This window comes from Peribacillus asahii (genome assembly GCF_004006295.1).
Taxonomy (GTDB): Bacteria; Bacillota; Bacilli; order Bacillales; family DSM-1321; genus Peribacillus; species Peribacillus asahii_A.
Map to the genome: position 1 here is coordinate 1,210,721 of NZ_CP026095.1, position 13,154 is coordinate 1,223,874.

Below are 13,154 nucleotides of genomic sequence, written 5' to 3' on the forward strand. Positions count from 1 at the left end.
ATGACCATTAGCTTTTTTATTTTTAGGATACAATAATTTGAAACTAAGCTTACTCTTGCAACGTGAATTTAGGAAGCTGATAAGGAGGACAATGAATGGAAATCCTTCATAAGGGACATGAAGGACAAAATTCGGCAATCAGCCAAAGAAAATGTCCTTCATTCGAGTCATGAAGGACAAAATTCAGAAATCTAGACAGGAAATGTCCTTCGCTTTTTAGACAGCACCTCAGCTCTTTCAATATACGTGACTTTTTAATTCCTGTAGTTTCCTGTGAATAAATGCATGTGTGTTCTTTAAGTCATTGTTATCTATCTCTACAGATAAAGCTGTAATTTCTCCTTTGAAAAAATCTTCTGCCTGTATAAGTAAGGATTCCTTTAATTTCATCATCTCTTTTTGGAAAAGGGAGTAATAGTGCAATTCAATCTTTTCGCGCTGGTTTTTTATATACTTATCTACAGGTCCTCTTAGCTTTTCTTCAAGCTCGTCCCGTAATACGCGGTTGCCTTTTACTATAAAGGAATCTTTCATATTTTGATAACGCTCTAGCAATTGTTCATATTGTCCAAATGAAAAATCATGCATCTCTTCTGAAAAAGAAAGCAAATCGATAGTTGGCTCACTATACGGCATAAAAAATGTGTGATGGACATCCTTTTCAATCGTCCCCGTTAAACGTCGATGTTTCTCTTTCAGCTGCTTTTTTAGAAATACTTCAATGCGAAAAGAAGTGGCTCTCATTTCTTGCGTGAGATCATAGGCAATAAATTGTATAATTTCACTCAGACATTTCCTTAATGTGGTATGAAAGTCTCCTTCCCGAAAACGACTAAACGTAAAAATATCTTTAAATTCATCAAAATAACGATAAAACACACGCTGTTTTACATAATAAAGAAGTTCGTGAATTTCTTGCAGCACTAACTTTTCTTCAATATCATCCTGACTTGTGCGAATCGTTTCAACGGCTTGCTCTTTTTTTATAAAGGCTTCGTTTAATCGTTTTACTCTTTCTGATTCATCTATATCTGCTGCATGCAGCCAGCTATCCATAATCCCAGTAATCATTGAAAGGTCATGGATGGATGATTGAATAGAAAGCTCCGTTAAATCATTTAATGTAAAACGGTGAAGTGCTTCCTCAAAGACAGCTAAACCTGAATAGCTCACTCCATTCTTTCGTGATGGCTCCGGGATTTTTGATTCATAAAGTTGCTTTTGCTCTTGTGTACAGGCCCCTCTTATATATATCTTCGCATACATGGCCAGCTGACTGGATACAGGGAAGATAGACGGGTAACGAATTCCGCAACGAAGAAGTTCTTTTTCCACATGAGTTAAAACATGTTGTACTTCTTCTGCATTTTCCGCTAAATCGGCTGCATTTACAATAAAGAACATTTTATCATTGGTAAAACAGTCCTTAATACGACCAAGCTGGATAAGAAACTCCCGGTCCGCTTTTGAAAAAGCGTGATTGTAATATGTAACAAAAAGAACAGCATCCGATTCTTTAATATAATTAAAAGCGAGTTCAGTATGACGACGGTGAATCGAATCAGCGCCTGGAGTATCGACGAGAATGATGCCTTGTCGTGTGATTGGGCAGTCATAATACAAGTTGATCTTCTCAATAAAACAAGCGTGTTGTTCTGTAGCAACAAGTCTTTGAAATTCAGTGATGGAGACCTTCTTTTCTTGGTTAATTAAAGCATTCATTTCGTCATATCCTAATTGAATGGCTTTTAATAAGGCAATTTGTCCTTTATCCAACAATTCTAGAGGGTCTCGCTTTTCTTCTTTTTTCTGCTCATTGGAATCGGTGTTATCGTTATCAACCTGTTCTTTTTCGGCTATTTCTTTAAGAATTTCTTCCCGTTTTGATAACAATTGAAAGAGCTCTGAAATACTTTCAACTGAAGTTTCAGAAGGGGAAAGGGCATCGTTAATATCCTTTAATAAATCTTGTTCTTGTTTAAAGTTCACAATGACCGTTTCGTGAGGGTACTCCTGAGTTGGCGGCAAGATTTGATTGATAGCTGCAGTTGTTGGGCTTGGCGAGACGGGTAATATATTCTCTCCTATTAAAGCATTGGCGAAAGAGGACTTCCCCGCACTAAAAGCTCCAAATAACGTCACGATAAACCTTTGATTTCTCAGCCTGTCCGCTCGTTCTCCTAAGTCTAGACTATATGAATGCAATCCTTTATATTTCTCAATTTGAGCGGCTATTTCTATGAGACTGTCTGCTGTTTGCTGACGCTTTTCATTGAGATGGTTGAGATCGACTTGTTTTTCTTTTTTTTCGTTTGTAAATAATTCCCCAATATTAACGGTCCATTTCTTCGGCCGAACAGAAACTGCTCTTCCTTTAGTAAATGTAAATGATGATGAAGATTGTAAAGGGTGGCTTTCGTTCTCCATAATGGTTTGAGATGTGTTATGACGTAACAGTTCTCGTAAGGAGTTAACCCTCGTTTCAACTTTGTTATGGATATTCTTAATTCCTGAAATGGCGGCTAACTTTCTTTCCAATTCATCCCGTTTTCTAATTTGATTTTTTTGTTGTGAACCTTCTCGTTTTCGTAAAGCCTTTATTGCTTCTTCTAATTGGACTCTCGCTGCTTTTTTGTAATGCGCATGTACGGATTCTATAACGGATTGACAGTAGTTAAGAACATACTCATGTGAAAACAAAGCGCCTCGCTTTAACAAATTTGTAATGATATCTGGCTCAAGGTTTCCTTCAAACCGATGTATGGATAACTGAACTGCCTCATCATCAATTTCATAGGCTTCCATATGTTTAAAGAGTAAATCTTTAATGTGAATATCTAAATAAGTTCTTGCATTTTCTTTCACTTCGTTGAAAAATTCAGTTTTTCTTTTTTCCTTTTCTGCTCTAGTTTTTTTTCTAGAAAACAAACCATTTAATTTAAAACTAAGCTGTTCGGATTCAAGAAAGTCTCTTGCTAGATTTCTTGTGTGATAGGGCATTAAATTTGCGTTTTGTAATACGGTTTTAAGTTTTTCTTCAAATTCAATTTCAAAGTGTTCTTGCAAGTCATCTAAAGGAATGAGCTTTTCTTTAGTTGCTTTCAAGCTCTTTCTTAGCTCTGCCTCATCCTCTAATTGATGAGGGGTCAATATTTCGCCATACTCCGTTAACTCTTTATTGTATTGTTTTTTTAACCACTTTTTATGTTGTTCGATTAACATAAATCCTTCTTTTACGATATTTAGTAAAACTCTTTTTTCTTTCGAGGTGATATACGTTTCTAAGCATGACTTTAATTGATCAAGCTCATTGAAACGCGCGTTATGTACTTTTCCGGAAACAAATAATAATTCATTGAAGCTTATATTATGGTCTACTAACGATTGATGGACTTGCTCGCGAAACAAAGAAAATGGAATTTCTGTTTCCAAATGTTTATCAATTTGATTAACAACGATTATACAATCTTTATTACTTGTTGTTATTTGTTTTAAAAAGGAAAAGTTAACCTCCGATTGAACATGATGATAATCCATCATATAGACAATAGAATCAACTAAATGAAGACTTGATTCCGTTGCGACACGATGAGCATCATCTGTAGAGTCGATTCCTGGAGTATCGATAAAGGCAACACCTTCTGGTAAATTTGCATTTGGATTGCTAATTTCTATTTCTGTCACTGAATCTCCGTCACGGCAGTAGCTTTGAATTTGTGTTAAATCGTTCGGGTTTTCTAGCGTAAGCAAGCCCTTTTCTTTAAATAGTACCTTTACAAATGGAGGACCATGATGAATTTTAACAATGTTGGCACTAGTAGGAATAGGGTGAGATGGTAAAATGGTTTCTCCTAATAATTCATTAATTAAAGTGGACTTTCCGGCTGAAAAATGGCCGCAAAAACCAATAGCGTATTCGTTACGGCTCGCCTTGGCTAAAAGATCTTCTCCTTTTTTCAAACACTCTTCATTCGCATCTTCTTTAAAGATATGATTTAGCTCACGTAATCGCTCCTGCACCATTTGGGTCGTATAATTAGCGTTCATAATCGTTTCATCTAGCTTGCCAAGTTCCGTATTATCACTCATATCTTTCTCACTTCCAATCACGACGATTTATCCTTTATGAAAAAATGTACTATAAAATCTCATCTAAAGAGCGGGGCATTTCTATTGTATAAAAGACGGCAAGGCGTTGCCTATATTATTGAACATATCTGACACCCGTATCAATTTTTTTATCATAAAATTGTTCAAAAAAGTATTAATTCTTACTGCTCGCTAGGTTCATATGTAATATCGACGGATTTATGAATTCTATAGATGAATCTTAAATGAATAATCAATTTTGTTTGAAATTGTGAAAAAGGTATTTTGTGAATCTGCTTAGAATTTAAAAGAGTAGTTTTGATTGTAGCGGTGTTTATATCCATTTCTTAATAATGATAAGGGGGAGAAGCATGCGTCTTAAAGATCGAGTTGCAATGATTACAGGTGCAGGGGGGGCTATGGGGCAAGCTATTGCTTTACGGTTTGCGGAAGAAGGAGCAGCACTTGTATTAACGGATATATCGGAAAATAGGTTAAAACAAACAGAAGAAAAAGTAGCTAGTCTAACAGAAGTAGTTGCTATACGCTCTAACGTATTAAATCTTTCTGAGATTCAAGAGGTTGTTCAAGCAGGTCAAGATCGTTTTCAATCAATAGATATTTTAATCAACGTGGTCGGCGGCGTTCGAGGAGCATAGATGAATCAGTCAATTATGGAAATGGACGTAAACCGATGGGATGATACGTGGAAACTAAATTTAAAGGGAACTGTCAATTGTATTCAGTTAGTAGCTAATCAGATGATGGCTAAAAAATATGGGAAAATCGTAAATATTTCCTCTATTCATCTAGCTGGAGCAAAAGGGTTTTCTGATTATGGAGCTGCTAAAGCAGGTGTAGCCTCTCTAACGAAAACGGCTGCAATGAAGTTAGGGCCTTATATAAATGTTAATTGTATTGCTCCTGGTGTTATTCAAACATCAGCGGTGGAGAGAATGAATGAAGAAGACATACAAGCGTATAAAAATCAAATTATCCTTGATCGATTGGGGGAACCAATCGATGTAGCAAATGCAGCTCTATTTTTAAGCAGCGATGAATCAAGGTATGTGACTGGACAAATCCTAGCAGTTGCCGGTGGAATGTCACCACATCTATAAGTTTGATTGAGAGGAGCGTGCAATACTTAAATTGATGATTATGGAATTCATGCTCCTCGTAGCTAATTGCATTAGCTCTTCTTGACATTGTTGGTTTTATCGATGTTGAGAGGGGCTTTGTTCATTCAAGCTGTTCCTCGTTCTTAAAGTTGTGATTACTGATTTAGATAGTCCAACAATTAACAGTGTCATTTAAAAGAGCCAAAGTTAAAATAAATGGTATATTGACAGCCAAACGCTAAATATTAAACAGAAAGATATTTTTCCGATATAAATAAAGTTCAATGTTTGTGCTTTGAAGGGAACAAGTATGTTTACATTCGTTATTGCGAAGCGAAATATATAGTAAAATACAGAGATAGGAAAAATCTTGCTTTATATATGATTGAAGAGAAGTGTGTGGATAACTAGTAGTATCATATTAATAAAGTTTACGATAAGGGAAACTATGTAAGTGGGGTAAAGCATATGAAAGAACAGTACCTTAAGGAGTTCTTTGAAAAATCACCAACAGCTTATTCATATCACAGGGCTATCATGGATGAACGGGGGATTCCTTGTGACTATGAATTTTTAGCAGTAAATCAGACATATGAAACTCTGATGGGGGTAAAAGCTTCAGATGTTATTGGTAAAAGCTTTTATGAAGCGTTCCCGGAAGGCTGGGAAGGCGAGTCCCAATGGAAGGAAACCTTTAATAATGCAATTATGAGTCAAAAAGCAACGCAGTTTGATATGAATCATTATTCGATTCAAAAGTGGATTCGAGTTAAGGTATTTCCGCTGCATGAGCATATTTTTGGCTGCATATATGTCGATGTTACGAAGGAATATATGTTGGATAAGGAAATCGAAGGCTTTCTAAAAGTAAATCTGGATATGCTTTGCGTTGCCACTACAGATGGACAGTTTCTGAAAATTAATAAACAATTTGAACATGTGCTAGGATATACATTTGAGGAAATGCTAGGTGAAAGCTTTGTTTCTCTCGTACATACGGATGATGTACCTTCGACTTTAGCTGCAATGAAGGACTTAGAAGATCAGAAAGAAATATTGAGTTTTGTAAATAGGGTTCGCTGCAAGGATGGTTCATACAAATATATTGATTGGCGCTCCCAGCCTAACGGTAAATATATCTATGCTTCTGCAAGAGATATTACAGAAAAACGCGTAGCAGAAAAGAATTTGATTCAACTGAATAAAACATTGCAGAAGAAAAATAAAGTATTAAAGAATCTTGCTATTACGGATGAGTTAACAGGCTTATATAACCGGCATTTTATTGAACAGAGAATAAAAGAGAAGTTTGAGCATGCAGATGCTAGTCATGAGGCGGTTTCTATAATCATTTTCGACTTGGATCATTTTAAGCGTGTAAATGATACTTGGGGACATCCTGTTGGAGATGAGGTATTGAAACATATTGCTGAAATAACACGCAGTATTATACGTAAATCCGATATTTTGGCTAGACTCGGTGGTGAAGAGTTTGTCATATTGATGCGGCGAAGTACCATTGATGATGCCGTTGTTGTGGCAGAAAAGATTCGGACAGTGATAGAAGATAGCGGGCATTCAATTGCTGGCAAACTCACAGCTAGTTTTGGAGTTGCCCAAAGAAGGGAATTTGAATCATTCTATAGTTTGTACAGAAGAGCAGATGAAGCTCTGTATCGTGCTAAAAAAGGCGGGCGAAATCGAGTGGTCAGTTCCGGAACATGAAGAGGGTGTTCCAGTAGATTCATTGCATAAATCTTAATTAGGGATCTAGAAAATGAATGAAGAAACTATCTATATAAAAAAGCCTCCCTTCAAATAAAAAGGGAGGTTTTAATGATTATATGCTGTTTTTATTTAAGAACACGAACAGCTTTTACAAAACGAGGTTCCCAGTAAGAACTGTTAATGTTTGCATAAGATACACCTTTAGATGTAGAAGCATTCAGCATCTGTCCGTTACCGGCATAAATTCCTACGTGATTAATAGAACCATCATAGTCGGTATCAAAAAATACTAAATCTCCTTTTTGTAAGGTGCTTTTTGATACAGGTGTCCCAACTTGAGCTTGAGCTGATGAAGTTCGAGGTAAGGTAACACCTACAGCTTGGAATGCTCTCCATGTGAATGAAGAACAATCGAAAGCATCAGTACGTGAGGTGCTGGCACCGTACACATACTTCGCCCCTAAATATTTTGCACCAGCAGCTAATACTTGATTTGCTTCAGCGGCAGCAGTTGTAGCAGTTGAAGTAGACTGTGGTTTAGCTACTGCTGATGAAGCTTTTCCAGAAAGTTTAATAGATTGACCAACGCGAATGGCATTTGCATTTGAAATGCTTGGGTTTAAAGAAAGTAAAGCTTTTACGGTTGTATTATGTGTTTTAGCGATTTTGGAGAGAGTATCGCCTGATTTAACTTTATATGTATTACTTGAACTGCTGCTTACAGACGCCGTAGTAGCCTTAGCTGCAGAGGCTTGTCCAGATACACGAATGGATTGACCAACATAGATACGGTTTGGATTAGAAATCTCAGGATTTAATGCAAGTAACTTGCTAAGAGAGGTATTATATCGTGCAGCGATGCCACTAAGTGAATCTCCTAGTTTGACCACATGTTTTTTTGTTGAGGTTGTACTCTTATTACTAGTAGATTCATTAATCTGTAAAACTTGTCCAGGTCTAATAAGATTACTAGTTAAATTGTTTTTAGTTTTTAATTGTTGAACAGTTGTATTATGTACTTTAGCAATTTTATATAAAGTGTCACCTGATTTTACTTGGTATGTATTAGCATAAGCAGAAGTACTGGCAACTAGGGTACCAATAATAGTTCCTGCGACAATAAAAGATTTTTTTAACTTCTTCATAAAGAAAGCTTCCTCCCGAATAATCATAAAGATTAAATTTCAATTTCAATTTAATTATAGAGAGATAACAAAAAAAAGAACATGACAATTTAAATAAAAATACATTTCAAATATTACGAGAACATTACGGGGTGCTCAATAATGGATTTAAATGGTTTTTATGTATAAAATTACAACTAAGGGATATTCAACCCATATAGACCATTTTCTACTTTTCTAATATAATTTTTCTTGGTTACAGTATAAACGCTGTTTTACGAGAGTAAGTCAAAAGTCAACAGCACCCTATAACAGAGCCTTATAATTAAGAAGGGAGACTACATAAGTGAGACTAAAAGCTGGTAGCGCATTAGGGTATAGAGGAAGAGTTATCAGTATAAGCTGTATGGCTGCCGTTCTTAACAATAAAATCAATCATTTTAAAGATCAAATGAAAAGGGAAAATTGGCCGCATAAAGGTGATGTATCTGTTTCCGTTGATAAAGCTAGCTATCCCTCAGATGCTGATCATTTAAAAGAGTTAATCGTTAAAGCGGATTCGAGTATGTACGAAGTAAAAATGAATGATAAACAAATGCGAGCAGTAAAAAGTGAAGAATCTATTCAACATTAAGCGGCCGTTTATATAGCACTAAGTTTTTTTGGATAAAAATAAAGGAGAGGAGGCTTATTTTTCTAAAATAAGCCTCCTCTCCTTTATTCATTATTAGTCAATCTGGATAAGCTCACAATTTTTTGAGGGAAAGCAGATTGTAACGGTTGTCCCTTGCCCTTTTGAGCTTTGGAAATCAATGCTTCCATTATATTTCTCTATTATATGGTAGCAAATCATTAAACCTAATCCTGTCCCATTGCTTTTTAAAGAATAAAAAGGAGTGCCAAGAGGCTTTATTTCCTCTTCTGACATTCCGTCACCATAATCGATTACTTTCATTTCTACGAATTGATTTTTACTTTTTGCCTTAACAATAACGGAATCCCCAATTTTGGAAGCCTCAAGGGCATTTTTAATGATATTGATCATTAATTGTTTATACTCTATGTTGTTAGCGCAGATATAACAATCTTCATCTACTTGTAAATCAATCTTATTATCACGTAAAAGCCCATATGATTTAAGTAAATCTGTTACACTTTGAAGAACGTTATGAACATTTACGATTTCCAGTTTTTTATCTTTATCTGGCTTTGCAATCGTTAAAAATTGAGAAATAACTTCTTCGGCCGTATTTAATTCGTCAATCATTAGAGTAAACGTTTCTCTTATATCCTTATTAACTGGACAATCTTTTTCACTGTAGAGCTGCAAAAACCCTTTAACAACTGTCAAAGGATTTCTAATTTCGTGTGCAACAGCCGCTGCTAATTGTCCTGTTGTCTTTAATCGTTCTGAATGTTGTAATTGTTCATAATATAATTGCTGTTTTTTTATACGTTCGTACGATACATGATAAATGAGATAGATAATGACTTGACTTCCTATAAAGTTGACAGCATCACCTGCTAAATCCCCTTTTATATGAGAAAACTGATTGCTTTGATCCATTCCTATAATATAACTAAATGTACCTATTATTAAGAGTGCGTTTAAGATTAAGGAAAAATGAAACAACTTTGAATCAAAAAATAAAATAGAAATAGCAGGAATAAGGCATAGGAAAATAAAAGTAGACCAAGCGCCTGGATATAAAAAGAAAACGGTATACAGGAAAGTGGATGCCATGATAATAATAACAATTCTAAAACTATGATTTCTATACTTCGGATAAAGCCATAAACATGTAAATAGAATGATAGCAAGAACACTATGTAAGATGTAACCTAAATCAAATCCACCCAAGCGTGGATTATCCAATAATAAACCCATGATCATTACAGCTGTCCAGATGAGCACTACCGCATAATATAGTTTCTTATTCATTTGAGGATAAAACTCCTTCATACATACTCCTTTTGTTGTTTGTCATTTTAAGTCGATTAACATTTTCTAATATGCTAGTTTAAAGTTTTCTAATTATAAAAAGCTATACTATTCAACCATAATAACATAAATGATTAAATGATTTGGGAAAAATTTATGATTGACAGGTGACAAAATAGTATGTCGTCGGGAGGAGTTAGAGTTGCTATTAGAAAAGGATAATCATGGGTCTTATTTATATAAATGAAAGGCTTAGTTAAAGATAAATAAAAAACCTAGATCCATTTGGTCTAAGTTAAGAAGTTTCTTTATTTAACTTGTTTGATTAATAAATATGTTTGATACTGGATAAGCGGATGGAAAAGGGCTTTTGTTTTTCATCCTTTAAGGACAGCCTTTGTTCAATAAGGTTCAGGTCATAAACACGTCCTTTGAAGGTTTGTAAGGCTCCGTTTGTACAATAATCAATCGTAATAGGTCTATTTTCCGTTAGCTTTTTTAGGTACATCTATATCCTCCTTATGATTAAGTAATGGTTTACACAATTCCACTATAGAATAATTCTTTTAAGATAGGATGAAGAACATGTTAAAGATATTTATTAAACGAGTAAAGTGAATATTATCTAATCTGTAAAAGGGTACGAGTGACATCAAAATAATGAAAACTGTCTTTCATTAATAAAGAAATCCTTAAAAAGGTTGATCGAAGATTTGACACCTGAATTAAACAACTTTAAAGAGCAATACTACATACAAATTGTAGTATTGCTCTTAGTTTTTCACATCAAAATTAAACGACATTATGATTTCTATACAGAAAAGTTTTAGATTTATTGTCTAAGTGGCAGTTTTGTATGTGAAGGATTTTTACTTGAAAAGCTGGGGAGAGGCAGTATTTACATGCCAATCACCCCAGCTTTTTTAATGAAGATTCTCGGTTAAAGAAGAGAAGAAAAGAGGAAAAAACTTTGACGTTTACACAGGATTAAAAGCCATTGATTGAAATAAAAAGCGGATTTACAAAGTCTTAATATAGGATTAATGTGGTGTTAACACTGTCAGATTATGATTAATCCGTAATAATCATTAACAAACGTTAAACAAACCACACAAACGGAGGCACTTTTTATGAATTTGATATTTAAGAAGAAAGTTTACAAGTCTATTCAAGCTGCGGTGTTAGGAATGAGTGTAGTGGGATTAGCTGCTTGTGGAGATACTAAAGAGTCGGCTACTCCAGTTGTTAGTGATCCGAATTCATTAACCTTGAAAGAAATCCAAACCAAGGCAAAAGAAGAGGGAGCAATTAATAGTGTCGGTATGCCTGATTCATGGGCTAACTGGGGAGAAACATGGGGTGAAGTGACGAAAAAATATGAACTGGAACACAATGATACGGATTTGTCCAGTGCGGAAGAGATTTCCAAAATGGAATCTGAAGGAAAGAATGCAACAGCTGATATCGGTGATGTAGGGATTTCGTTTGGGCCAATTGCGGAACAGAAAAAATTAACGATGCCATATAAGACCTCTTATTGGGACGAGGTACCTGATTGGGCAAAGGATGACAACGGAGATTGGGTGGCTGGTTACCAGGGAACGATTGCCTTCCTTACTAATAAAGAATTGGTGGATAATCCGCCAAAATCCTGGGATGACATATTAAAAGGAGATTATAAAGTAACAGTTGGAGATGTTCAGCGTGGTACACAGAACCAGATGGCTGTTCTTGCCGCTGCTATCGCTAACGGCGGTGATGAAACAAATCTCCAACCAGGGATTGCCTATTTTGTTAAGCTCGCTAAGCAAGGCCGACTAAGTTTAACGGATGCCAAGCCGGCTAATATCGAAAAAGGGGAAGTGGAAGTTGCCATTGTTTGGGACTTTAATGCACTTGGTTACGCTGAACAAATCAACCGTAACCAATTTGAAGTGACCATTCCTAGTGAAGGTTCAGTTGTGAGCGGCTACGCAACGATTATTAACAAATATGCAAAGCATCCACATGCTGCGATGGCAACTAGAGAATACATTTTAAGCGATGAAGGACAAATTAACTTGGCTAAAGGATTTGCCCGTCCAATTCGCGATGTAGAACTTCCGAAAGAGGTAGCTGAAAAAATGGTTCCAGAAGAACAGTATAAAAATGCAAAACCAATTGAAGATTACAAAGCTTGGGAAGAAACGTCTAAAACGTTACCACAGCTTTGGCAAGAAGAGGTGTTAGTCCATGTCAAATAAAGTGATAACGATTGTTGTTGATGGTATGAGATATGATAAAGCGTGTGAGGCGCTCGGATTTATTCAACATCTAGTTGAAACAAATCAGGCAGCACTTTATAAAGTAAAGTCGGAACTTCCGAGTCTTTCCCGTCCCTTATATGAAGTATTACTGACAGGTACACCAGCATCAGTAAACGGAATTACGTCCAATCAAACCGTTCGTCTATCTACTGAGAAGAGTCTCTTTCATCTTACGAAAGAAAACGGTTTAAGAAACGGAACAGTATCCTATTACTGGATAAGCGAACTTTATAATCGCGCGCCGTTTCATTTTATTGAAGATCGTGAGCAGGAGGATACGTCTAAGCCTATTCAATATGGAAAATTTTATTGGGACGATGACTATCCAGACAGTCATGTGTTAATGGATGCAGAAGTTTTGCGTAGGAAGCATGACCCGCACTTTTTATATATCCATCCGCTCGGTGTAGATGTAAAAGGAGAAGCTTTTGGTTCTGAATCGAAAGAATATCGTGAGCAAATCTTAAAAATGGGAAGCTTGTTGGCACAACTTTTACCAATTTGGATTGCAGAAGGTTACCACATTTTAATTACATCTGATCATGGTATGAGTGAATATGGCAATCATGGCGGCATAACTGATGGTGAGCGTGACGTACCACTCTTTATTATTAGTCCAAAAGTTGAGCCTGGCATTTACAGTGAGACGGTTCCGCAATTAGCTCTTGCTCCACTCGTTTGTGAACTTTTAAATATTAAGCCGTCCGATAAAATGATTTCATATCAATTGCCAGGTTTGAAAAGAAAAATCACTCTTTAAAAGAGATGCTTCTACAACATTAAAATGAAGATTGACTGGAATTGGTTTAACGAACTGTTAAACCAATTCCCAAATTGTTAATGA

Annotated in this window: 8 protein-coding genes and 1 pseudogene; 5 read left to right on the forward strand and 4 right to left on the reverse strand. The window is 35.7% G+C overall.

Annotated features, from left to right (window positions below):
• Positions 1-237 precede the first annotated feature (237 nt).
• Complete coding sequence (locus tag BAOM_RS06020; protein ID WP_127759498.1) at positions 238-4,110, reverse strand: dynamin family protein; 3,873 nt, start codon at positions 4,108-4,110, stop codon at positions 238-240.
• A gap of 374 nt (positions 4,111-4,484) precedes the next feature.
• Here BAOM_RS06020 and BAOM_RS24880 point away from each other — a divergent pair.
• Positions 4,485-5,210, forward strand: a pseudogene (locus BAOM_RS24880) (SDR family NAD(P)-dependent oxidoreductase).
• A 468-nt stretch (positions 5,211-5,678) separates the two neighbouring features.
• Complete coding sequence (locus BAOM_RS06035; RefSeq protein WP_127759501.1) at positions 5,679-6,935, forward strand: sensor domain-containing diguanylate cyclase; 1,257 nt, start codon at positions 5,679-5,681, stop codon at positions 6,933-6,935.
• Positions 6,936-7,063: 128 nt separating this feature from the next.
• Here the strand turns inward: BAOM_RS06035 and BAOM_RS06040 are convergent, their stop codons facing one another.
• Positions 7,064-8,083, reverse strand: a complete 1,020-nt coding sequence (locus tag BAOM_RS06040) for a C40 family peptidase (RefSeq protein ID WP_127759502.1) — start codon at positions 8,081-8,083, stop codon at positions 7,064-7,066.
• Between the two features lie 325 nt (positions 8,084-8,408).
• Here BAOM_RS06040 and BAOM_RS06045 point away from each other — a divergent pair, with 325 nt between their 5' ends.
• Entirely contained in the window at positions 8,409-8,696 is a 288-nt protein-coding gene (locus tag BAOM_RS06045) for a nucleotidyl cyclase domain-containing protein (RefSeq protein ID WP_127759503.1), read from the forward strand.
• A gap of 93 nt (positions 8,697-8,789) precedes the next feature.
• Here the strand turns inward: BAOM_RS06045 and BAOM_RS06050 are convergent, their stop codons facing one another.
• Both BAOM_RS06050 and BAOM_RS06055 read right to left on the reverse strand, forming a co-directional pair.
• Positions 8,790-10,004: a sensor histidine kinase gene (locus BAOM_RS06050; protein ID WP_252283229.1), complete on the reverse strand. Its 1,215-nt coding sequence runs from the start codon at positions 10,002-10,004 to the stop codon at positions 8,790-8,792.
• A gap of 325 nt (positions 10,005-10,329) precedes the next feature.
• Positions 10,330-10,512, reverse strand: a complete 183-nt coding sequence (locus tag BAOM_RS06055) for a YolD-like family protein (protein ID WP_127759505.1) — start codon at positions 10,510-10,512, stop codon at positions 10,330-10,332.
• A gap of 622 nt (positions 10,513-11,134) precedes the next feature.
• On the opposite strand from BAOM_RS06055, the gene BAOM_RS06060 reads away from it, so the two are divergent.
• Positions 11,135-12,247, forward strand: a complete 1,113-nt coding sequence (locus BAOM_RS06060) for an ABC transporter substrate-binding protein (RefSeq protein WP_127759506.1) — start codon at positions 11,135-11,137, stop codon at positions 12,245-12,247.
• Positions 12,237-13,070 (forward strand): alkaline phosphatase family protein, encoded by an 834-nt coding sequence (locus tag BAOM_RS06065; RefSeq protein ID WP_127759507.1) that lies wholly within the window; start codon positions 12,237-12,239, stop codon positions 13,068-13,070. The genes BAOM_RS06060 and BAOM_RS06065 overlap by 11 nt, the downstream gene beginning before the upstream one ends.
• The last annotated feature ends 84 nt before the right edge of the window (positions 13,071-13,154 follow it).